Annotated in this window: 19 protein-coding genes, 1 tRNA gene and 1 pseudogene; 14 read left to right on the forward strand and 7 right to left on the reverse strand. The window is 71.8% G+C overall.

What is annotated here, in order from left to right; all coding sequences use genetic code 11:
• The first annotated feature begins 28 nt into the window (after window positions 1-28).
• Together glpR and ABZ823_RS16665 are read left to right on the forward strand one after the other, a co-directional pair.
• Window positions 29-1,258 carry a gephyrin-like molybdotransferase receptor GlpR gene (gene glpR / locus ABZ823_RS16660; protein WP_361659919.1) on the forward strand — a complete coding sequence of 410 codons (1,230 nt, stop codon included), beginning with the start codon at window positions 29-31 and terminating at the stop codon, window positions 1,256-1,258.
• A 100-nt stretch (window positions 1,259-1,358) separates the two neighbouring features.
• Window positions 1,359-1,432 (forward strand) — tRNA-Ala (locus ABZ823_RS16665).
• Between the two features lie 331 nt (window positions 1,433-1,763).
• Here ABZ823_RS16665 and ABZ823_RS16670 read toward each other — a convergent pair.
• Window positions 1,764-2,240, reverse strand: coding sequence for a GNAT family N-acetyltransferase (locus ABZ823_RS16670; protein WP_361659922.1), 477 nt, complete (start codon window positions 2,238-2,240; stop codon window positions 1,764-1,766).
• A 76-nt stretch (window positions 2,241-2,316) separates the two neighbouring features.
• Here ABZ823_RS16670 and ABZ823_RS16675 point away from each other — a divergent pair, with 76 nt between their 5' ends.
• The gene (locus tag ABZ823_RS16675; RefSeq protein WP_361660338.1) at window positions 2,317-3,108 is read left to right on the forward strand and encodes an exodeoxyribonuclease III; all 792 of its coding nucleotides are present in this window, start codon (window positions 2,317-2,319) and stop codon (window positions 3,106-3,108) included.
• A 32-nt stretch (window positions 3,109-3,140) separates the two neighbouring features.
• Here ABZ823_RS16675 and ABZ823_RS16680 read toward each other — a convergent pair whose 3' ends face one another.
• A complete protein-coding gene (locus ABZ823_RS16680) occupies window positions 3,141-3,794 on the reverse strand; it encodes a MerR family transcriptional regulator (protein ID WP_361659925.1) in 654 nt (217 codons plus the stop codon).
• Window positions 3,795-3,963: 169 nt separating this feature from the next.
• Between ABZ823_RS16680 and ABZ823_RS16685 the strand changes: the two genes are divergently transcribed.
• The 4 genes from ABZ823_RS16685 to ABZ823_RS16700 all read left to right on the forward strand — a co-directional run bounded on the left by ABZ823_RS16685 (window position 3,964) and on the right by ABZ823_RS16700 (window position 7,632).
• On the forward strand, window positions 3,964-5,499 hold the full coding sequence (locus ABZ823_RS16685) for an NAD(P)/FAD-dependent oxidoreductase (protein WP_361659928.1): 1,536 nt from the start codon (window positions 3,964-3,966) through the stop codon (window positions 5,497-5,499).
• Window positions 5,496-6,422, forward strand: a complete 927-nt coding sequence (locus tag ABZ823_RS16690) for an alpha/beta hydrolase (protein ID WP_361659931.1) — start codon at window positions 5,496-5,498, stop codon at window positions 6,420-6,422. Before ABZ823_RS16685 ends, ABZ823_RS16690 begins: the two co-directional genes overlap by 4 nt.
• A complete protein-coding gene (locus ABZ823_RS16695) occupies window positions 6,419-7,303 on the forward strand; it encodes an SDR family oxidoreductase (RefSeq protein ID WP_361659934.1) in 885 nt (294 codons plus the stop codon). Before ABZ823_RS16690 ends, ABZ823_RS16695 begins: the two co-directional genes overlap by 4 nt.
• Window positions 7,304-7,380: 77 nt before the next feature.
• Window positions 7,381-7,632, forward strand: coding sequence for a hypothetical protein (locus ABZ823_RS16700; protein ID WP_361659937.1), 252 nt, complete (start codon window positions 7,381-7,383; stop codon window positions 7,630-7,632).
• 105 nt (window positions 7,633-7,737) lie between these two features.
• On the opposite strand, the gene ABZ823_RS16705 is transcribed toward ABZ823_RS16700, so the two are convergent.
• Complete coding sequence (locus tag ABZ823_RS16705) at window positions 7,738-11,202, reverse strand: S41 family peptidase (RefSeq protein WP_361659939.1); 3,465 nt, start codon at window positions 11,200-11,202, stop codon at window positions 7,738-7,740.
• Window positions 11,203-11,463: 261 nt separating this feature from the next.
• On the opposite strand from ABZ823_RS16705, the gene ABZ823_RS16710 reads away from it, so the two are divergent.
• On the forward strand, window positions 11,464-12,063 hold the full coding sequence (locus ABZ823_RS16710; RefSeq protein ID WP_361659941.1) for a TetR/AcrR family transcriptional regulator: 600 nt from the start codon (window positions 11,464-11,466) through the stop codon (window positions 12,061-12,063).
• Window positions 12,064-12,164: 101 nt separating this feature from the next.
• A complete protein-coding gene (locus ABZ823_RS16715; RefSeq protein WP_361659944.1) occupies window positions 12,165-14,387 on the forward strand; it encodes an MMPL family transporter in 2,223 nt (740 codons plus the stop codon).
• Between the two features lie 82 nt (window positions 14,388-14,469).
• Here ABZ823_RS16715 and ABZ823_RS16720 read toward each other — a convergent pair whose 3' ends face one another.
• A complete protein-coding gene (locus tag ABZ823_RS16720; RefSeq protein ID WP_361659947.1) occupies window positions 14,470-14,814 on the reverse strand; it encodes an SsgA family sporulation/cell division regulator in 345 nt (114 codons plus the stop codon).
• A 160-nt stretch (window positions 14,815-14,974) separates the two neighbouring features.
• Here ABZ823_RS16720 and ABZ823_RS16725 point away from each other — a divergent pair, with 160 nt between their 5' ends.
• The 5 genes and pseudogenes from ABZ823_RS16725 (at window position 14,975) to ABZ823_RS16745 (ending at window position 19,095) form a co-directional block, all read left to right on the forward strand.
• On the forward strand, window positions 14,975-16,048 hold the full coding sequence (locus ABZ823_RS16725; RefSeq protein WP_361659950.1) for an energy-coupling factor ABC transporter permease: 1,074 nt from the start codon (window positions 14,975-14,977) through the stop codon (window positions 16,046-16,048).
• A gap of 1 nt (window position 16,049) precedes the next feature.
• Entirely contained in the window at window positions 16,050-16,811 is a 762-nt protein-coding gene (cbiQ, locus tag ABZ823_RS16730) for a cobalt ECF transporter T component CbiQ (RefSeq protein WP_361659953.1), read from the forward strand.
• Entirely contained in the window at window positions 16,799-17,566 is a 768-nt protein-coding gene (locus ABZ823_RS16735; protein ID WP_361659956.1) for an ABC transporter ATP-binding protein, read from the forward strand. Before cbiQ ends, ABZ823_RS16735 begins: the two co-directional genes overlap by 13 nt.
• A gap of 42 nt (window positions 17,567-17,608) precedes the next feature.
• Window positions 17,609-17,860 (forward strand): annotated as a pseudogene (locus ABZ823_RS16740) (OsmC family protein); the annotation flags it as partial.
• Between the two features lie 77 nt (window positions 17,861-17,937).
• A complete protein-coding gene (locus ABZ823_RS16745; RefSeq protein ID WP_361659959.1) occupies window positions 17,938-19,095 on the forward strand; it encodes a serine hydrolase domain-containing protein in 1,158 nt (385 codons plus the stop codon).
• Window positions 19,096-19,174: 79 nt separating this feature from the next.
• Here the strand turns inward: ABZ823_RS16745 and ABZ823_RS16750 are convergent, their stop codons facing one another.
• The 3 genes from ABZ823_RS16750 to ABZ823_RS16760 form a co-directional block, all read right to left on the reverse strand.
• Window positions 19,175-19,450: a DUF1876 domain-containing protein gene (locus ABZ823_RS16750; RefSeq protein WP_361659962.1), complete on the reverse strand. Its 276-nt coding sequence runs from the start codon at window positions 19,448-19,450 to the stop codon at window positions 19,175-19,177.
• Between the two features lie 101 nt (window positions 19,451-19,551).
• The gene (locus tag ABZ823_RS16755) at window positions 19,552-19,968 is read right to left on the reverse strand and encodes a PPOX class F420-dependent oxidoreductase (RefSeq protein WP_361659965.1); all 417 of its coding nucleotides are present in this window, start codon (window positions 19,966-19,968) and stop codon (window positions 19,552-19,554) included.
• A 31-nt stretch (window positions 19,969-19,999) separates the two neighbouring features.
• Window positions 20,000-20,890, reverse strand: coding sequence for an NAD(P)-dependent oxidoreductase (locus ABZ823_RS16760; protein ID WP_361659968.1), 891 nt, complete (start codon window positions 20,888-20,890; stop codon window positions 20,000-20,002).
• Window positions 20,891-21,006: the final 116 nt, after the last annotated feature.

Below are 21,006 nucleotides of genomic sequence, written 5' to 3' on the forward strand. Positions count from 1 at the left end.
TCACGCAAACCCCTCTACCGTGTGAGGCGTGAGCAGCAGCGGCCTCATCTACGCAGTCATTGTCGGGGCCTGGGCCGCCTACTTGGTGCCGATGTGGCTCCGTAGGCAGGACGAGCTGAACGAGTCTCGTCCGACGGAACGCTTCAGCACCGCCATCCGGCTGCTGTCCGGACGGGCGGGTATGGAGCGTCGATACGCCAAGGACCTGCGGGCGCGCTCCACCGAGGAGGGGGAGCCCAGTGGTCGCCCGGACGGTGTCACCGGCTCGGTGGACGTCCGGGCTTTCGCCATGCCTCCGAGCGGTCGGCAGGAGCGCGCGCGGGTGGAGCCGGAGGACCCGGCCCGGCGGGAGCCGGAGGGCCAGGAGGCGGCCAGGTCCGGCGCCCAGCCCAAGGCCGGCCCCGTGCCGGAGCCGGCCGCCGGCCCTCCGGCGCGCCGAGGCGCGCCCCGGGCCCGGAAGGCGCCCTCGGCGGAGGCCAGGGCGCGCGCCCGGCGCTCGAAGGTGCTCGCGCGGCGCAGGCGCACCACCGTGATGCTCTTCCTCGCGTTCACGCTCGGCGCGATCGTCGCCGCGGTCGGCGGGCTGGCGTTCCTGTGGGCGCCTGGCGTGCCCGCCGTGCTGCTGAGCGCGTACATCGCCTATCTGCGGTCCCAGGAGCGCAAGCGGTTCGTCTACACGATGGACCGGCGCCAGGCCGAGGCGGCGGCGCAGCGACTGCGGGAGCGGCAGCCCCGGCGGCGGCCTCCGGCCCCCTCCGCCCCGGACGAGCAGCCGGAGGACGGATCCGAACCCGGGGGCGACCCCGGACTGTCCGCGCTCGCCGCCGACCGCCGGGCCCTGGTCGAGCAGACCGACCACGCCGAGTGGGTGGACCAGCAGCGCGAGCGGCAGCGCAGGCCCGGGCACGGAGACAGCTGGGACCCCGTGCCGGTACCGCTCCCGACGTATGTGACCGCGCCGGTCGCGCCGCGCGCGACGCCGAGCGTGGACCTCGGGGCGCCTGACGCCTGGAGCTCCGCCCGGTCCAGCGCGGCGGAGGCGGCGGCGCCCGTGCCCGGGGCCTCCGCCGCCGACCGCGACGAGCCGGACCCGGAGGAGGATCCCGGCGCCGGGGCCCAGGAACCGCCGGGAGCCGGTGACGGCGGCCGGAGCGACGCCCGCAGGGCGGCCTCGGCGCGACGGTCCCGCGAGCGCGGGTGCACTCCGTTGTTCGACCAGTACGAGGACGGAGAACGTCCGCGGGCCGCCAACGAGTAGGGGCGGGCGGGCCGCGGCCTGGCCGCACCCCCGTGGTTGACCTGGGCGGAACGGATTTCCAGACCGGCCGATGGGGATGCTAGAGTTTCACTCGTTGCAAGGGCCTGTGGCGCAGTCCGGTAGCGCACCTCGTTCGCATCGAGGGGGCCAGGGGTTCAAATCCCCTCAGGTCCACCGCAACAACTCCCTGAAGCTCAGGGCAGTTGAGGAGATCCCGTCCGATCGGAAGATCGGGCGGGATTTTTGTTGTGCTGACGCGCCGCCGAGTTCGATCAAGCGCACCTCCAACGTGGTCCGCGCGCCGCGGAGTTCGGGATGGGCGCGGCGTGAGGGAGCCCACAGGCCCCGGTCGCTGTGGGAGCCCACGGGTGCTGCTCGTGGATGGGAGCCCACTGGTGCTGCCCGTGTGTGGGAGCCCGCGGTGCCGCTCACGTGCGGGGCCCACGGGTGCCGCACGCGAGCGGGGCCCACAGCACCGCTCGCGTGCCGGAGCCCGCGGGGCGTCCTACAGCGGCTTCGCGAAGCAGAGGCTGAGGTCGTGGTAGCGGTAGTAGCCGAACTTGGCGCACGGCTCGTAGCCGCTGGAGGTGTAGAGGGCCACCGCCTCCGGCTGCTTGGTGCCCGTCTCCAGGACCATGCGGGTGCGGCCCGCCGCGCGGGCGTCCTCCTCCAGCGCGGCCAGGATGCGGCGCGCCAGGCCGCGGCCCCGCATCTCGGCGATGACGAACATCCGCTTGACCTCGGCGTCCCCGTCGAGATACCCCTCGTCGTTCTTCTGCTGGCCGCGCCAGCCGCCCGTGGCGACGGGGCGTTCCCGGTCGTCGTAGGCGATCAGATACAGGCCGGACGGGGGGTCGAACATCGCCGGGTCCAGGTGGGTGGCGTCGCCGCCGTCGCCGTAGCGCAGGTGGTACTCGGCCTGGACCTGGTCGCTGAGCTTGACGGCGTCGGGGTGGTCGAAGGAGACCGGACGAATATTCATGCTGCCAATCGTACGAGTATGCATAACGGTGCACGGGCCCCTCCCAGTGTGCCGGTAGGGTTCCGGCGTGCTGACTGTGACCTCCGTGAACGTGAACGGGATCCGGGCCGCCGCGAAGAAGGGCTTCGTGGAGTGGCTGGCCGGGACCTCCGCCGATGTGCTGTGCCTCCAGGAGGTGCGGGCCGAGGCGGGACAGATTCCCGCGGATGTGAGGACGCCCGACGGGTGGCACGTCGTGCACGCGCCCGCCGCCGTGAAGGGGCGTGCCGGGGTGTCGCTCTACACGCGCCGCGAGCCCGACCGTGTGCGCGTCGGGTTCGGATCGGCCGAGTTCGACGGCAGCGGGCGGTATGTCGAGGCGGACCTGCCCGGTGTCACCGTCGCCAGCCTCTATCTGCCCTCCGGCGAGGTCGGGACCGAACGGCAGGACGAGAAGGCCCGGTTCATGACCGAGTTCCTCGGCTATCTCAAGGAGCTGCGGGAGCGGGCGGCCTCCGACGGGCGCGAGGTCCTCGTGTCCGGTGACTGGAACATCGCCCACCGCGAGGCCGATCTCAAGAACTGGCGCGGCAACCGGAAGAGCTCCGGTTTCCTGCCGGAAGAGCGGGCCTGGCTGGGCCGGGTCTTCGCTCCCGAGGACGGCGGATACGTCGACGTGGTGCGGGCACTGCACCCGGACGCGGAGGGGCCGTACACCTGGTGGTCCTACCGGGGGCGCGCCTTCGACAACGACTCGGGATGGCGCATCGACCTGGCCGTGGCGACCCCCGGGCTGGCGGGCCGGGCCGTCAAGGCCGTGGTGGAGCGTGCGGCCACGCATGGCGAGCGATGGTCCGACCACGCTCCCGTGACGGTGGTCTTCGAGTGACCTGAGCGAGGTCGGCGCGCCTCGCGGCGTACCTACGGCTCGCGCAGGCGGCGGTCCAGGGCCAGGGAGAGCTCCGCCTCCACCACGCTCTTGGCCAGCGGGCGCAGACGCTGCGCGTCCTCGGGGGAGCGGTGGTGGGCGGTCAGCAGATCCGCGAAGACGTCCGCCAGGGCCTCGGTGTGCTCGCGGACGCGGCGGGCGGCGGCCAGGACGTCCGCGAGCGGGATGCCCTCGCGGACCAGGGCCGCCGAGACGTCGAGGAGCCTGCGGCTGATGTGAACGATCTCGCCGCCGTCCGTGCCGAGGTAGCCGAGATCGAGGGCCGCGGCGAGGTTCTCCGGGGTCGCCTCGGCGCCGAACACGTCGGCCAGGGCCTCCGGGGTGAGGCGTACCGGGGTCTCCTCGGTGGGCGCGCCGAGGCCCAGCAGATCGCCGACGTCGCGTCCGTGGTCGAACGCCTCGGCCAGTTCCGCGATGCCGCTGAGGGTGTGGCCCCGCTCCAGGAGCCCCGAGATCGTGCGCAGCCGGGCCAGATGGGTGTCGTCGTACCAGGCGATACGGCCCTCGCGGCGCGGCGGCTGGATCAGCTTGCGCTCGCGGTAGAAGCGCAGGGTACGCACCGTGATACCGGCCTCCTTGGCCAGCTCCTCCATGCGGTACTCGCGCCGCTCCCCGTCCTGTGCCACGCCCGCACCCTACGTCGTACCGCCGGTAACTTTCCTCGTGCGCGCCCTCTACCCATCGGCACGCCGCTGCCCTACTCTCCCCATTGCGCCAGTGTTCACTGGCAGAGTCTTACCGGCTTTCCTGTCCAGGTGCCAGGTGAGCCGGCCGCAGGGACCGGGAGGCTTCGGGATGGCCCAGCACGAGCATGTGCCTCATGTACGGGTGGCGGTGATCGGGTCCGGGTTCGGGGGGCTCGGGGCCGCCGTGCGGCTGCGCCGGGAGGGCGTCACCGACTTCGTCGTCCTGGAGCGGGCGAGCGGCTTGGGCGGCACCTGGCGCGACAACAGCTACCCGGGCTGCGCCTGTGACGTCCCCTCGCATCTGTACTCGTTCTCGTTCGCGCCCAACCCCGACTGGCCGCGCACCTTCTCCGGGCAGGAGCACATCCGCGCCTATCTGGAACACCTGGCGGACGTCTTCGGGCTGCGGCCCCACCTGCGCTTCGACTCCGAAGTGAAGCTGATGACCTGGGACGGCGAGAAACTGCACTGGGCGATCGAGACCAGCAGCGGGCCGCTCACCGCCGACGTCGTCGTCTCCGCCACCGGGCCCCTGTCCGATCCGAGGATCCCGGACGTTTCGGGCCTCGACGGCTTCCCCGGGAAGATCTTCCACTCCGCCCGCTGGGACCACGACCACGACCTGCGCGGCAAGCGCGTCGCCATGATCGGCACGGGCGCCTCCGCGATCCAGATCGTTCCCGAGATCCAGCCGGTCGTCGGCAGACTCACCCTCTTCCAGCGCACCCCGCCGTGGGTGATGCCCCGCGTCGACCGCGGGATCAGCCCCCTGGAGCGCCGGCTGCACCGCGCGCTGCCGTTCACCGCGCGGCTGCGCCGCGGGTTCCTGTGGGGCATCCGGGAACTACAGGTCCAGGCGTTCACCAAACGTCCCGACGAACTCGGCCTCGTCGAGCGGATGGCCCGGCGCAACATCGCACGGGCGGTCAAGGACCCGGCACTGCGGGCCAGGCTGACCCCGGACTACCGCATCGGGTGCAAGCGGATCCTGCTCTCCAACACCTACTATCCGGCGCTGACCCGCCCCAATGTGGACGTCGTCGCCTCCGGGCTGAGCGAGGTCCGCGGTTCCACCCTGGTCGCCGCGGACGGCACCGAGACCGAGGCCGACGTGATCATCTTCGGCACCGGCTTCCACGTCACGGACATGCCGATCGCCGAACGGGTGGTCGGCGCCGGGGGACGGACACTCGCCCGGGCGTGGAGCGGCGGCATGAAGGCGCTGCGTGGCGCGACCGCCGCCGGATTCCCCAACTGGATGACGATCATCGGGCCCAACACCGGTCTCGGGAACTCCTCCATGATCCTGATGATCGAGTCGCAGCTGAACTACATGGCCGACTTCCTGCGGCAGTTGGACGTGCTCGGCGGCCGGGTCGCGCTCGACGCCCGGCCGGAGGCCGTCGACGCCTGGAACCACAAGGTGCAGGAGCGGATGAAGCGCACGGTCTGGAACACCGGCGGCTGCACCAGCTGGTACCTCGACGCGAGCGGCCGGAACACCACCATCTGGCCCGGTACGACAACGGAGTTCCGCAGCGCGACCCGTCGGGTCGACCTGGGAGAGTACGAGGTGGTCCGGGCCCCCCGGGCACCACGGCAGGGCGAGCGCTCCGACGGGACGAGGACGGAGGCCCGCGCATGAGCCGGCCGGCGTATGTCACGAGCGGGCCGTACGCGCCGCCCGCCGCCGCCCGGGAGCTGACCGTCCGCTCCGCCGACGGCGCCCGGTTGCACGTCGAGGTCCACGGACCCGAGGGCGCGCCCCCGGTGGTCCTCGCCCATGGCTGGACCTGCTCCACCGCCTTCTGGGCGGCGCAGATCCGGGACCTCGCCGCCGACCACCGGGTGATCGCCTACGACCAGCGGGGGCACGGGCGTAGTCCCTCGAGCCCCACATGCACCGTGGAGGCGCTCGCCGACGACCTGGAAGCGGTGTTCTCCGCCACGCTCGTGCCGGGCGAGAAGGCCGTGGTCGTAGGGCACTCCATGGGCGGGATGACGGTGCTGGCCGCCGCCGCGCGCCCCCGCTTCCAGGCGCACACGGCGGCCGTCCTGTTGTGCAGCACGGGGAGTGCGCGCCTGGTCGCCGAGGCTCGTGTGCTGCCGATGCGCGCCGGGCCCGTGCGTACCTGGCTCACCACGCGCGTGCTGGGCTCCCGCGCCCCGCTCGGGCCGGTCACGCCGGTGTCCCTGCGCATCCTCAAGTACGCCACGATGGGCGCCGGCTCGACACCCCTCATGGTGGAGGCGTGCGCCCGGGTGGTGCACGGCTGCCCGCGCGAGGTGCGCCACGCCTGGTCGCGCATGCTTCAGGCGCTGGATCTGGAGCGTGGCGTAAGGGAGTTGACCGTACCCACGGAGGTCGTGGTCGGCACCGCCGACCGGCTCACCCCGCCGGTGCACACACGGGCGCTGGTCGCCGCGCTGCCCCACTGCGTCGGCAGCACGGAACTGCCGGGGCTCGGCCATATGACTCCGGTGGAGGCTCCGGAGCTCGTGACCGGGAAGATCCGAGAACTCGTCGCGGCATACGCGGGAGACGCACAGGTCAAGGAGGGCGCATGAGCAGGGTGAACCTGGAGGGCCGGGTGGCGGTCGTCACCGGCGCCGCGCGGGGTGTCGGCGAACTGCTGGCCCGCAAGCTGTCGGTGCGCGGGGTGAGGGTCGCGCTCGTCGGTCTCGAGGCGGACGCCCTCAAGCGGGTCGCGGAGGGGCTGTACGGGGACAGCGGCCACTGGTACGCCGACGTCAGCGACCAGGAGGCGATGACGCGGGTCGCCGGGGAGGTCGAGGAGCGGTTCGGGAAGGTCGACATCGTGGTCGCCAACGCGGGCGTGGCCAACGGAGGGCCGTTCACCGCGTCCGATCCCGAGGCCTGGCGGCGGGTGATCGAGGTCAATCTGATCGGCTCGGCGGTCACGGCCCGCGCCTTCCTGCCCGCGCTGATCGACAGCCGTGGCTATCTGCTCCAGATCGCCTCACTCGCGGCGATCACGCCCGCGCCGATGATGACGGCCTACTGTGCGTCCAAGTCGGGCGTGGAGGCGTACGCGCACAGTCTGCGCGCCGAGGTCGCCCACCACGGCGTAGGCGTCGGGGTCGGGTACCTGTCCTGGACCGACACGGACATGGTGCGGGGCGCCGACCGGGACGATGTGATGCGGGAGCTGCGGCAGCGGCTGCCGTGGCCGTCCAACAAGACCTATCCGCTGGGACCGGCGGTGGACCGGATCGTGGCCGGGATCGAGCGGCGGTCGAGCCATGTCTACGGGCAGGCGTGGCTGCGCGGGATGCAGGCCGTGCGCGGGTATCTGCCGGGGCTCATCGCCACGGTGGGACAGCGGGAGATACGGCGGTTCGAGCCGCGGCTCCGGCAGGTGCGCACCGGGCTGGTGGGAGCCGGTGGGGAGGCCGATGAGCAGCAGCGGCATACGCTGCGTAACTGATCGAAATGCGTGCTGTGTCGGTGCGTGTCAGTCTGGTCGAGCCCGATCCCCCTCACCCACTTCGGGAGTGAACCCACATGGGCATGAAGGACCAGTTCCAGGACAAGGCCGAGCAGATGAAGCAGCAGGCCAAGCAGAAGACGCAGCAGGCCAAGCAGCAGGGACAGGAGCGCGGCCGGCAGGCACAGGAGCGCGGCCAGGAGCGCGGCCAGGAGCGCGGCAAGCAGGCCGGCCAGCAGGCTCAGCAGAGCGGCCGTCAGCGCGAAGACGACACGCGACGGCTGCAGGACGACGCGGAGGACCGCTTCAACCAGGACTACGACATGTAGTTCGCCGAACGGCCTTGACCCGCGTGGGGCGTCCCCTTCGAAGGGGACGCCCCACGTGCGCGTGCCGTGAGCCGGTCGGCCACGCGCACGTGCGAGGGGAAACGGCTAATCAGTCCGCCGCGGCGGCAGTTTCGGGCGGCTTCTGTCCGGGACCTCGCTGTAGTCCGGCGGAGTGGCCGCCGGATGGGTCTCCAGAAGGTCCAGGGCGAGCCGGACGGCGTCGTCCAACTGCTTCTGACGGCCCTCCGCCCAGTCCAGCGGGGTGCGCAGAATCTCCACGTCCGGATCGACCCCGTGGTTCTCGACCGACCAGCCGTACTCCTTGAACCAGGCCGCGTTCATCGGGACCGTGATCACCGTGCCGTCGCCCAGACGGTGGCGTCCGGTCATGCCGACCACACCGCCCCAGGTTCGCTGGCCCACCACCGGGCCGAGCTTCAGCAGCTTGAACGCCGCCGTGATCATGTCGCCATCGGAGGCCGTGGCCTCGTCGGCCAGCGCCACGATCGGCCCGCGTGGCGCGTTCGAGGTGTACGACACCGGCTGGGCGTTGCGCGTCAGGTCCCACCCCAGGATCGTGCGCGTCAGCTTCTCGATGACCAGTTCGCTGATGTGGCCGCCCGCGTTGCCCCGTACGTCCACGATGAGGGCCGGCCGCGAGACCTCCATCCGCAGGTCCCGGTTGAACTGGGCCCATCCCGAGCCCCCCATGTCCGGGATATGCAGATAGCCGCAGCGCCCGCCGCTCAACTCGCGTACGACGGTCCGGCGTTTGGCCACCCAGTCCTGATAGCGCAACGGCCGCTCGTCGATCAGCGGAACCACGGCGACCCTGCGCGCGAGCCCCGCGTCCTCGGCCGGCCGGAACGTCAGCTCCACCGTCGTACCGCCCGCGCCCGCCAGCAGCGGATACGGTCCCGTCACCGGATCCACCGGCCGTCCGTCCACATGGGTCAGGACGGCTCCCTCCCGGATGCCCGTGCCCGCCAGTGGCGAGCGCGCCTTGGAGTCCGAGGACTCGCCCGGCAGGATGCGCTTGACCGTCCAGCAGCCGTCGCGGCGCACGAAGTTGGCGCCGAGCAGGCCCTGGTAGCGCTGGTAGTGGGGCGGCCCCTCGTTGCGCCGTGCCGCCGCCACGTACGCGTGCGAGGTGCCCAGCTCGCCCAGCACCTCCCGCAGCAGGTCCGCGAACTCGTCCGGTGACGCGACCCGTTCGACCAGCGGGCGGTACTGCTCCAGAACCCCGTCCCAGTCGATCCCGCACATGTGCGGTTCCCAGAAGTACGCCCGTGTCAGCCGGCCCGCCTCCGCGTACGCCTGCCGCCACTCCGCCCCCGGGTCCACCTCGTGCATGATGCGGCGCGTGTCTATCCAGACCGTCGTGTCGCTGTCGCCGGGCTCCGTCGAGGGAACCGCGCGCAGCTCGCCCTCGTCGACGACGACCAGCCGTGTCCCGTCCCCGCTCACCGCGAACCAGTCCAGATGGCCGACCAGTTCGGACCTCTTGGCCTTGCTGATGCTGAAGTGCTCGAGGGTGGGTCGGCCGGAGGTGTCGTCCGGGTTCACGAACGTCTCGCCGAGCGCGCCGGAGATCGGCCAGCGCAGCCAGACCAGACCGCCGCCCGCGACCGGGTACAGCGCCGAGTACTTCGACGCCGTGACCGGGAAGGGCGTCACCCGGTTCGCCAGGCCCTCGATCTCGACGGTCACCACCCCGTCGCCCTCTTCTTCCTCCAGCGGGTCCAGGCCTCCGGCCGCGGGGCGTCCCTCCGGGTTCAGCGCGAAGGGAGAAGGGGTCGCCGAGGACAGCGGAACCAGGTACGGGCGGCAGCCGAGGGGGAAGGACAGGTCCCCGGTGTGCACGTCGTACACCGGGTCGAAGCCGCGCCACGACAGGAACGCCAGATAGCGGCCGTCGCGGGTGAACACCGGGTTCTCGTCCTCGAAGCGGCCGTTGGTGACGTCGACGACGAGCCGGTCCTTGATCCGTGCCATCTTGATGTGCCGCAGCGACCGGCCTATTCCCGGGTGCGACCACGTCAGCCAGTGCCCGTCCGGGGAGAACGCCAGGTCCCGGACCGGGCCGTTGTCCGACCGGATCAGCTCGCTGACCTCGCCCGCCGTCGCCGAGGTGTCCTGCGCTGCCGCGGTGGTCCGCTCCGTGGCGGCGCCCTCTGGTGGCGCAGGGGCTTCATCGGTCCCCGCGGCCTCAGTGGCTTCCGCGGATTCACCCTCTGGGGCCTCAGCGGCTGAACCCTCGGGGGCCTCCGCTGAGGCCTCAAGGCCCGCCGCGGACCCACCGGCCTCCTCCGGCTCCTCCACGTCGATCAGCAGCAGCCGCCCGTCGTTGGAGGAGACCGCCAGCCGCTCGCCCTGCGGGTCCGACACCATCTCCAGGACGCGGCCCATCTGCCCGGAGGCCAGCCGCCGTGGCGCGCGGGCGCCGGAGGCCCGTGGCAGATACGCGATCTCGATCGCGTCCTCGCCCTCCGCGTCGGTGACGTACGCGACCTGCCCGCCGACTCCCAGCATCTCGGGCAGCCGCACCCGGACGCCGGGCGTGTCCGTGATCGTACGGGCGGGGCCGTCGCGATGGGTGAGCCAGTACAGGCTGCCGCGCACGACGACCGCGCTGGCCCGCCCGGTCTCGTCGACCGAGATGCCGTCCAGGTGCTGCGCGGCCGGCACCTGGTACCTGCGGCGGCCCGCGCGCTGCCCGCCCAGGCGTACGTCGAGGCGGCGCGGGACCGAGTCGGGGGCCAGGTCGTCGACGATCCACAGGTCACCCGCGCACTGGTACACCACCCGCGAGCCGTCGCTGGAGGCGTGCCGGGCGTAGAACGCGTCGTGGTCGGTGTGGCGGCGCAGGTCGGAGCCGTCGTAGGCGCACGAGTACAGGTTGCCGACACCCTCGTGGTCGGAGAGGAACGCGATACGCCCCGCCACGAACATCGGGGAGTCGAGGTGGCCGTCGAGGTCGGCGAGCAGCCGCTGTCCGTGCAGCCAGAGCCGGCCCGTCGCGCCGCCGCGGTAGCGCTTCCAGGAAGCCGGTTCATGCGGCGGGGTGCCGGTGAGCAGCAGGGTCATGTGCTCGCCGGCGGTGTCGGCGACGGCGATGTGCGAGACGGGGCCCCAGGGGAGCTTGCCGCCGGGGGCGCCGTCGGTGGGGACCTTGTAGGCCCAGGTGAAATGGGTGAAGGGCTCGCCGTGCGAGGCGACGGCGAGGATGTGGGTGGTTCCGTCCGGGTCGGGGGGTGTCCAGCCGCAGACCCGGGTGTCGGCGCTGCCCCAGTAGGTGAGCCGCCGGGCGGGACCGCCGTCCACCGGCACCAGATGGATCTCCGGGACGAGGCTGCGCCAGCTCGTGTACGCGATGTGGCGTCCGTCGGGCGAGAAGCGGGGGTGTCCGATCTTCGTGCGGTCGACGGTGAGCCGCCAGGCGCGGCCGGGCCCTTCCAGCGGGGCCACCCACAGGTCGTCCTCGGCGGCGAAGCAGAGTCGGTCGCCGTGCAGATGCGGGAAGCGGAGATAGCCGGGGGCGTTCTCGCGCACGTCGCTCGTGTCGCTCACCTACCCCATGCTTTTCCTGCTGACGGGCCGTGGCAACTCGTAGGCCGTTCGGGTGCTCGGTGCGCACGCCCCGCGGGGCCGCAGCGGTGCGGTGTCGCGGTGTCTGCGCCAGGGCCGCATCGGTTGAGCGGCGGTTCCGTGATACACGACACGTACGAAACGGTTTCGTTTCGTTAGAGGGTGGGGGTATCTTCGTGGAGGTACGAAACCGTGTCGTTCGGAGCGCCGATGCTCCGGGCGCGGAGCAGGAAGGTGAGTCGCATGACTGAGATCGCAACGGCGCGGCGCAGTCGGATCACCCCCGAGCGCGAGGCCGAGCTGTACGAGGCCGTGCTCGACCTGCTCCGGAAGGTCGGCTACGACGCCCTGACAATGGACGCCGTGGCCGCCCGCACCCGATCCAGCAAGGCCACCCTCTACCGCCAGTGGGGCGGCAAGGCCGAGCTGGTCGTGAAGGCCATCCGGCACGGCAAGCCGGGCCCCGCCGGTGAGATCGACACCGGCTCGCTGCGGGGTGATCTGCACGCCCTCGTCACACGCGAGGACGACTGCGTCATGGAGCAGAACTCCGCTCTGATGCGGGGCGTCGCCATGGCGATGCACCACAACGACGATCTGCGCCAGGCGTTCCGGGAGCAGCTCGTCGAACCGGAGATGGCGGAGTTCAGGCGGTTGCTGCAACGCGCCGTCGAGCGGGGCGAGATCCGGCCGGACTGCCCGGCGCTGGACTTCCTGGTGCACATGCTGGTCGGCGGCTTCGCCACCCGCACGCTGATCGACAATCAGCCCCCGACCCAGGCCTTCCTGAAGTCGTACCTCGACGCCGTGGTCCTCCCCGCCCTCGGCGTGCCCACCACCTGACCAGTCCCATCAGCCAGCCCCCACCTGACGTCACCGCTCACGTCGCCGGGCCGATCCCCCCTGCCCTGAACACCTCACGACCTGACCGGGAGTACGCCCTCGTGGCCACGTTTCTCTACCGACTCGGCCGACTCGCCTTCCGGCGACGGCACTTCGTCGCCCTGATCTGGGTGGCGCTGCTGACGCTCGCGGGCGTCGGCGCCGCCAGCGCCCCCGTAGCGGGCTCCTCCTCCTTCTCCATCCCCGGCACCGAGGCCCAGAAGGCCTTCGATCTGCTCGAACAGCGCTTCCCCGGGATGAGTGCCGACGGGGCGACCGCACGCGTCGTCTTCAAGGCGCCCGGCGGGGAGAAAGTGACGGCGAAGGACAACAAGGCGGTTGTCGAGAAGACCGTCAAGGAGCTGCGCGACGGCTCCGAAGTCGCCTCCGTGGCCGACCCGTTCGCCGCGCACGCCGTCAGCAAGGACGGCACGGTCGCCTATGCGCAGGTGAAGTACAAGGTCTCCGGCATGCAGCTGAAGGACGCCTCCAAGGACGCCCTGAAGGAGGCCGCGCAGGGCGCCCGGGACGGCGGGCTGACCGTCGAGATCGGCGGCGACGCGCTGTCGGCCGTGCCCGAGACCGGAGCGAGTGAGGTCATCGGCATCGCGGTCGCCGCGGTCGTCCTCGTCATCACCTTCGGCTCGCTGGTGGCCGCCGGACTCCCTCTGCTCACCGCCCTGATCGGGGTGGGCATCGGCGTCTCGACGATCACGGCTCTGGCGAATGCCCTGGACCTCGGCTCGACCACCTCCACGCTGGCGATGATGATCGGCCTGGCGGTGGGCATCGACTACGCGCTGTTCATCGTCTCCCGCTACCGGGCGGAGCTGGCCGAGGGCCGCGAGCGGGAGGAAGCGGCGGGCCGGGCGGTCGGCACGGCGGGCTCGGCGGTGGTCTTCGCCGGTCTGACGGTCGTGATCGCGCTGGTGGGCCTGGCCGTGGTCAACATCCCGATGCTGACGAAGATGGGCGTCGCCGCGGCAGGCACGGTCGCCATCGCCGTCCTGATCGCGCTGACGATGATCCCCGCGCTGCTGGGCTACGCGGGCCGCAAGGTCAAGCCGGCGGGCGAGAAGAGCAGGCTGCTGGGTGGGCGCCGGGCCGCCGGGAAGGGCCGCCCGAACATGGGCACGCGCTGGGCGAGCTTCGTCGTCCGCCGCCCGCTGGCCGTCCTGCTGCTCGGTGTCGTGGGACTCGGCGCCGCGGCCGTGCCGGCGTCCCAGCTGCAACTGGGCCTGCCGGACGACGGTTCGCAGCCGACGTCCACCACACAGCGCCGGGCGTACGACCTGCTCTCCGAGGGCTTCGGCCCCGGTTTCAACGGGCCGCTGATGGTCGTGGTCGACGCGAAGGCGAGCGACGACCCGGAGGCGGCCGTCACCACGGTGACCAGTGACATCAAGCGCATGAAGGACGTCGTCACGGTGACGCCGGCGACGTACAACAAGTCCGGTGACACCGCGATGATCACGGTGATCCCCGGCTCCAAGCCGTCCTCTACGACCACCGAGGACCTGGTGCACGGCATCAGGGACGCGGGCGCCGGCATCAAGGCGGACACGGACGCGAAGCTGCTGGTCACGGGCTCGACGGCGATGAACATCGACGTCTCGCAGAAGCTGAACGACGCGCTGGTCCCGTATCTGGCGCTGGTGGTCGGCCTCGCCTTCCTCCTCCTGATCGTGGTCTTCCGCTCGATCCTGGTCCCGCTGAAGGCGGCGCTCGGCTTCCTGCTCTCGGTGACGGCGGCGCTCGGCGCGGTGGTCGCGGTCTTCCAGTGGGGGTGGCTGTCCGGCCTGATGGGCGTCGAGGAGACGGGCCCGATCATGTCGATGATGCCGATCTTCATGGTGGGCGTGGTCTTCGGCCTGGCGATGGACTACGAGGTCTTCCTGGTGACCCGGATGCGCGAGGCGTACGTCCACGGGGAGACCCCCGGCCAGGCGATCGTGACCGGCTTCAGGCACGGTGCCCGGGTCGTCACCGCGGCCGCGGTCATCATGATCGCCGTCTTCTCCGGATTCATCGGCTCCAGCGAGTCGATGATCAAGATGATCGGCTTCGGCCTCGCGATCGCGGTCTTCTTCGACGCGTTCGTGGTCCGCATGGCGCTCGTCCCGGCGGTCCTGGCGCTGCTCGGCCGCAGGGCCTGGTGGCTGCCGAAGTGGCTGGACCGTGTCCTGCCCAACGTGGACGTCGAGGGCGAGGGCCTGCGCGCCCCGGCCGGCGCCGACCACAGGGACCCGGACGCGGACCAGGACCGGCAACTGGTAGGGGTCTGATCCCCGGCCCCCGAACCCGGACAGGGCGCCCCGCCACGGGTGGGGCGCCCTGTCCGCGAGGGGTCTGTTCAGAGGGGTCTGTTCAGCGGACCGCGGCCATGCCCGCCAGGTAGGTCCGCTGGAGGAAGTGCACCAGTTCCTTCGACTCGAACTGGACCACCTCGACGCCCCGTGACGAGTGCAGCTCCATCACCGCCTGGACCCGGCCGCAGGGCCAGATGCGGACGTCTCCGCGGCCCGCCGGGGCGCGGAGCCCCTTTTCCAGGATGTCCCGGGAGAAGGCCCACTCATGGGGGCCGGGGAGGCCGATGCGGACCGAGCGGGGGTCCCGGTCCGGGTCGTAGCGGAGGATCACGGGGACCGCGTCCGGCGCTTCCGGGGAGTCGGTGACGACATGGGCTCGTGCGTACTGTTCCACCACGGACATCGGACCACTCCTCACGCCGAGTCACCCGAGCGGGACGGGGAAACCGCTTCCCCTCCAATGTCGCATAGTGGGACGAAACCGGCACTTGTCGCCTGCAAGCGGGCTTTCGTTCGCCCTCAGCTCTTGCAAGGCGTTCGCAATAAGCGGGTATCCTCCCTGCGTGCATGTGCCCGACGGATTCATCAACGCTCCCACGTCCGCCGCGACCGGCGTCCTGGCCGCGGGTGCCCTGGCGGTCAGCCTCAAGGGCGCCCGACGCGAACTCGACGAACGGACCGCCCCCCTGGCCGGCCTGGTGGCCGCCTTCATCTTCGCCGTGCAGATGCTGAACTTCCCGGTGGCCGCCGGCACCAGCGGTCATCTGCTCGGCGGCGCGCTCGCCGCCATCCTGGTCGGGCCGTTCACCGGCATCCTGTGCGTCTCCGTCGTGCTGCTCATGCAGGGCATCCTCTTCGCCGACGGCGGCCTCACCGCCCTGGGTGTCAACGTCACCGACATGGCCATCGTGACGACCGTGGTCTCGTACGCCGTCTTCCGCGGGCTGGTCAAGGTCCTGCCCCGCACGCGTCGCTCGGTCACCGTCGCCTCCTTCCTCGCGGCCCTCGTCTCCGTCCCGGCCGCCGCCGTCGTCTTCACGCTGATCTACGCGATCGGCGGCACCACCGACGTCTCGATCGGCAAGGTCGCCACCGCGATGATCGGTGTCCATGTCCTGATCGGCATCGGCGAGGCCACCATCACCGCCCTCACGATCGGCGCCGTCATCGCCGTACGGCCCGACCTCGTGTACGGGGCCCGGGGCCTCGGACAGCGCCTCAAGCTGCGCGTCGACGGCGAACTGGTCGACGCGCCCGCCGAGGCGCCCGCACCCGTCGCCGCCGTCCCCCAAGCTCTCGGCTCCGCTCGAGCAGGGCGGTACCCCCGCCACCGTCCGCTCTGGATCGCCGGTCTCCTCACCTCCCTCGTCCTCGCCGGCGTGGTCAGCTTCTACGCCTCCGCCAGCCCCGACGGCCTGGAGAAGGTCGCCATCGACCAGGGCATCGACAAGAAGGCCGAGCGGCACGCGAGCGCCGGCTCCCCACTCGCCGACTACTCCGTGAAGGACGTCCGCGACGCACGCCTCTCCGGCGGCCTGGCGGGCGTGATCGGTGTCGGTGCCACCGTCGTCGCGGGCAGCGCGGTCTTCTGGGCCGTCCGCAGGCGCCGTACCGGCGAACCCGCCGAGGCCGGCTGACATGGGTGCGGGGCACACACACCGGCTCTACCGGCACGGACACTCGCCCGTGCACACCCTGCCGCCCCACGCCAAGATCGCGGCGGCCTTCGCGTTCGTGGTGGTCGTGGTGTCGACACCGCGCGATGCGATGTGGGCGTTCGCGCTGTACGCCGGTCTTCTCGGCGTCGTCGCGTACGCGGCCCGCGTCCCGGCCGGGTTCCTGCTGCGGCGGCTGCTGATCGAGATACCGTTCGTCGCCTTCGCCGTGCTCATGCCGTTCGTGGCCGACGGTGAGCGCGTCGACGTCCTCGGCCTGTCGCTGAGCGTCAACGGACTGTGGGGCGCCTGGAACGTCCTCGCCAAGGGCACCCTCGGCGTCGCCGCCTCCGTGCTGCTCGCCGCCACCACCGAACTGCGCGCACTGCTCCTCGGGCTGCAACGGCTCAGACTCCCGGCGCTCCTCGTGCAGATCGCGTCCTTCATGATCCGTTACGGCGATGTCATCACCGACGAGATGCGGCGGATGCGGATCGCGCGGGAGTCGCGCGGCTTCGAGGCGAGGGGCGTTCGGCAGTGGGGGGTGCTCGCCAAGTCAGCGGGGGCGCTGTTCATCCGCTCCTACGAGCGCGGCGAGCGCGTGCACCTCGCGATGGTCAGCCGTGGCTACGCAGGTTCCATGCCGGTCATCGACGAGGTGACCGCGTCCCGGGCCCAGTGGACCCACGCCCTGGCCCTGCCCCTCTCCGCCCTCGTCGTCTGCCTGCTGGGATGGACCCTGTGACACCTTCGCTGGAAGTGGCCCGACTGGCCTTCGCGTATCCCGACGGGCACCAGGCCCTCTTCGGCGTCGACTTCTCGATCGCGCGCGGCGAGCGGGTCGCGCTGCTCGGGCCGAACGGCGCCGGGAAGACCACGCTCGTGCTGCACCTCAACGGCATTCTGACCGGCGGCACGGGCACGGTGAAGGTCGCCGGGCTGCCCGTCGGCAAGCGGCACATGGCCGAGATCCGCCGCAAGGTCGGCATCGTCTTCCAGGACCCGGACGACCAGCTGTTCATGCCCACGGTCCGTGAGGACGTGGCCTTCGGGCCCGCGACGGCCGGCCTGAAGGGCGCCGAACTCGAGGCCCGTGTCGACCGTGCCCTCGCGCAGGTCGGCATGGCGGACTTCAAGGACCGTCCCCCGCACCACCTCTCCTTCGGCCAGCGCCGCCGGGTGGCGGTGGCGACCGTCCTCGCCATGGAACCCGAGATCCTCGTCCTGGACGAACCGTCGTCGAACCTCGACCCCGCCTCGCGGCGCGAACTCGCCGACATCCTGCGGTCGCTCGACGTCACGGTCCTCATGGTCACGCACGACCTGCCGTACGCGCTGGAGCTGTGTCCGCGCTCCCTGATCCTGAGCGAGGGCGTGATCGCGGCGGACGGGACGACGGCCGGGCTGCTCGCCGACGACGCCCTCATGCGGGCACACCGTCTGGAACTGCCCTTCGGCTTCGATCCCCGATCCGCCCCGACGGGCGCGGGCCGTCCGTGACAGTGGGCGGGTGACGAACGAGGACGATCGAAGCGAGGGCTCGCCTGCTTCCACAACGCGCTGATCCTCGTCGGCAACCGCGCGGGCTACGACCTGACCGGCTCGACGGTCGCCGCGAAGGTCGGCATCGGACCCAACCGGCACCGCGGGTACGGCCTCTCGGCCGCCCTGAGCGTCTCGCTGCCCGTGCTCGACCAGGAGGTCGCGGCGCAGCTCGTGGACGCGGCCCACGAGGTCTGCCCGTACTCGAACGCCACCCGCGGCAACATCGACGTGTCGATCGTGCTGGGCTGACACCCCGGAGACGAGGAATCGAAGGCGGCAGGGCCGTGTTTCACTCACTGTCGCAGGCGAGTGAAGGGAACGCGGACGTGGACGTGAACGGCGTGGTGGCCGGGGGCTTCGAGCCGGTCAGGGAAGCGTTCGTACGGAACTTCGAGACGCTGGGGGAGCGCGGGGCGGCCGTGGCCGTGTACCGGGACGGGCGCAAGGTCGTGGACCTGTGGGGCGGCACCCGGGACGTCGACGGTACGCGGCCCTGGGAGCGGGGCACCGCGCAGATCGTGCGCTCGGCGACCAAGGGGGTCGCCGCGGCCGTCCTGCTGATGCTCGCCGAACGCGGGGAACTGGACCTGGACGCGCCGGTCGGCCACTACTGGCCCGAGTTCAAGGCGCAGGGCAAGGAGCGCACGCTGGTGTGGCACGCACTGGCGCACCGCGCCGGAGTGCCGGCGCTCGACCGTCCGCTCACGCCCGCCGAGGCCGCCGACCCGGATCTCGCCGCCGCCGTGCTGGCCGCTCAGGCACCCACCTGGGAGCCCGGCACGGACCACGGCTACCACGCGCAGACGTACAGCTGGCTGACGGGCGAGCTGGTGAGGCGGACCACCGGCCGTTCGATCGGCGAGTGGATCGCCGCCGAGATCGTCGGACCGCTGGGCCTGGACCTGTGGGTGGGCCTGCCCGAGGCACAGGCGCACCGGGTGGGGCGGGTCGGTTCCGTCGAGGTGCCGGCGCAGGACGGCGCGCTGCGCGCCCGCCCCAAGCGCGCGATCGCCGAGGCGTACGCCGACCCCGCGAGCCTCACCCGCCGCGCGTTCGCCGCCATCACCCCGGGGCCCGACGAGAACGACGCCGCCTACCGTGCCGCGGTCCTGCCCGCGTCGAACGGCATCGCGACAGCGGACGGTCTCGCACGCTTCTACGCGGCGCTCAGCGGCGGGATCGACGGCGTACGGCTGTTCGCCCCCCAAGCGCTGGAGCGGGCCCGCGCGGAGGCATCCGCGGGCCCCGACCGGGTGCTGGTGGTCACCACCCGCTTCGGCCTCGGCTACATGCTGCACGGCAGCGCGTCCCCGCTGCTCGGCCCCGGCTCCTTCGGCCACCCGGGCCGTGGTGGCGCGCTCGGTTTCGCGGATCCCGAGACGGGCGTGGCGTTCGGCTACGTCACGAACGGCTTCCGCACGAGCGTGACGGCGGACCCGAGGGCGCAGGCACTGGTACGCGCGGTGCGTACGTCGCTGGCGTAGCCGGTGCGACGGGGGACGTGCCCGGGGCAGGTGGGGCGATGCCCGGACGCGCGGTCGCGTACGGGCATCGCCCGGGGACTCAGTGCGTCAGCGGGCTGGACGTCCTGCCCGACGCCTCGTCGATCTCTTCGTGCGCCTTCGTGAGGAGCTGCATCGCAAGCTCGTTCAGCGCGCGCGCCCCCGCGATCTCCTCCCCTACACGGGGCTGATTGGAGTCGGTGTGGTGGCGGCTGGCGTACCCATGGGACCGTACCTCGTTCCCGTCGGGAAGCCGTACGAGTGCCGCCGCCCGCGTCCGCTGGTCGTCCTCCTGGAATTCCAGTTCGACATGCCATCCGACTGCGGTGTGCATCATGACGATCACCTCCGGAACCGCTGATTCCAGGGTGCTCCTCCTCGCCCTCGGACGCACGGTCTGAGCGGGCCCCGGCACGGCGCGGCCACCCGGCACACGGCTCACGCCTGGTCGTTGTCCTTCAACTCGCCCCAGCCGTGCCACCGGTCGACCTCGATCCAGGCACTGACCCGGCGCCGCTCCCGGTTCGGGTAGGGCTTGCCGGTGTAGTGCCGGGAGAGGCGGTCGATGTCGGCGAGGCCCTCGTCGTCGTACATCTCCGTGACCCGGCCGATGAGCGTGACATGCGTGTACCAGTCGCCCTCGTCGAGGACGGTGAGGGTCACGCGCGGGTCCCGGCGCAGATGCTTCAGGCGAACCCGGCCCTCGTCCATGTTGACCAGCACCCGGCCGTCCTCCCACAGGTACCAGGTGGGGGCGGAGACGGGCGCGCCGTCCGCGCGCAGGGTGGCGATGACGCTGGGATTGGGGCGGCGCAGGAGCGCGACGGCCTCGGCGGGCAGGGGCGGTTTGGACATGGGGTCTCCTGGGCGGGAACGGGGGTTGTCGTCAGGAACGGGGGCTGTCGTCGAAGCTGGCGAAGTAGGCGGCGGCCATGTCCTCGTCCGCGTGGCTCTGGTCGGCCGCGCGACGCATCCGTTCGGCGGTCGCGGCGGCCACGTCGAGGCGGACACCGTTGGCCTCCCCGGCCCGGACGATCAGGCGGGCGTCCTTCTCCGCGGTCGCCACCGCGAAACTGGCCGGGGTGAACCTCTCGTTGAGGATGACGTCGCCCTTGGCGCGCAGATAGCCCATGTCGAGCGGGCCGCCCTCGATGAGCTCGAAGAAACTGTTCGGGTCCACGTCCAGGGCCCGGGCCAGGGCCAGCACCTCACCGCCCGCCGCGGTCACCGCGAGAACCCAGCTGTTGGTCACCAGCTTCAGGCGGGTGGCACCGGCCTCGGCACCGTCCTCGCCGATCCACATGGTGCGGGCGCCGACCGCCTCGAAGACGGGTGTGACCGTGTCCCGGCCCTCGGCGGGGCCCGCTGCCAGCACGGTCAGCTGTCCGGCCTCCGCGGGCTGGCGGGTGCCGAGCACCGGGGCGTCGTAGAACACGAGATCGTGCTCCCGGGCGAAACCGGCCAGCTCGCCGACGGAGTCGAGCCCCACGGTCGTCGACTGGGCCCAGACGGTGCCGGGGCCCAGGGCGGGGGCGGCCTCGCGCATCACCTGAAGCACCGCGGGACCGTCGTAGAGCATGGTCAGCACGACGTCCGCGCCCTGTACGGCCTCGGCGGGGGTGCCGACGACCTGTGCGCCGTCGGCGGCCAGTGGTTCGGCCTTGGCGCGGGTCCGGTTCCAGGCGCGGACGGTGTGTCCGGCGCGGGCGATGTTGCGGGCCATCGCGGCCCCCATGATCCCGGTGCCCAGGACGCTCACGGTGAGCTTGTCGGTCATGACCTCAACTTCCTGATCCGTACGGTGGGACAGTGCGACTCAGCATGCTCTTTCAGGCCCGAACCTTCCCGGAGGCGGCGCGGACAAGCCCGAAGAGGGCATCGGCCGACAGTGGC

Origin of the sequence: Streptomyces sp. NPDC047079 (assembly GCF_040643755.1) — a bacterium.
GTDB lineage: Bacteria > Actinomycetota > Actinomycetes > Streptomycetales > Streptomycetaceae > Streptomyces.

What these genes read in the sequence shown, in the direction of transcription:
- ABZ823_RS16670 (WP_361659922.1), bottom strand. Translation starts at nt 2,240, where the DNA reads ATGAATATTCGTCCGGTCTCCTTCGACCACCCCGACGCCGTCAAGCTC.
- ABZ823_RS16685 (WP_361659928.1), top strand. Translation starts at nt 3,964, where the DNA reads ATGGCCCAGCACGAGCATGTGCCTCATGTACGGGTGGCGGTGATCGGG.
- ABZ823_RS16690 (WP_361659931.1), top strand. Translation starts at nt 5,496, where the DNA reads ATGAGCCGGCCGGCGTATGTCACGAGCGGGCCGTACGCGCCGCCCGCC.
- ABZ823_RS16695 (WP_361659934.1), top strand. Translation starts at nt 6,419, where the DNA reads ATGAGCAGGGTGAACCTGGAGGGCCGGGTGGCGGTCGTCACCGGCGCC.
- ABZ823_RS16700 (WP_361659937.1), top strand. Translation starts at nt 7,381, where the DNA reads ATGGGCATGAAGGACCAGTTCCAGGACAAGGCCGAGCAGATGAAGCAG.
- ABZ823_RS16710 (WP_361659941.1), top strand. Translation starts at nt 11,464, where the DNA reads ATGACTGAGATCGCAACGGCGCGGCGCAGTCGGATCACCCCCGAGCGC.
- ABZ823_RS16720 (WP_361659947.1), bottom strand. Translation starts at nt 14,814, where the DNA reads ATGTCCGTGGTGGAACAGTACGCACGAGCCCATGTCGTCACCGACTCC.
- cbiQ (WP_361659953.1), top strand. Translation starts at nt 16,050, where the DNA reads ATGGGTGCGGGGCACACACACCGGCTCTACCGGCACGGACACTCGCCC.
- ABZ823_RS16735 (WP_361659956.1), top strand. Translation starts at nt 16,799, where the DNA reads ATGGACCCTGTGACACCTTCGCTGGAAGTGGCCCGACTGGCCTTCGCG.
- ABZ823_RS16750 (WP_361659962.1), bottom strand. Translation starts at nt 19,450, where the DNA reads ATGATGCACACCGCAGTCGGATGGCATGTCGAACTGGAATTCCAGGAG.
- ABZ823_RS16755 (WP_361659965.1), bottom strand. Translation starts at nt 19,968, where the DNA reads ATGTCCAAACCGCCCCTGCCCGCCGAGGCCGTCGCGCTCCTGCGCCGC.
- ABZ823_RS16760 (WP_361659968.1), bottom strand. Translation starts at nt 20,890, where the DNA reads ATGACCGACAAGCTCACCGTGAGCGTCCTGGGCACCGGGATCATGGGG.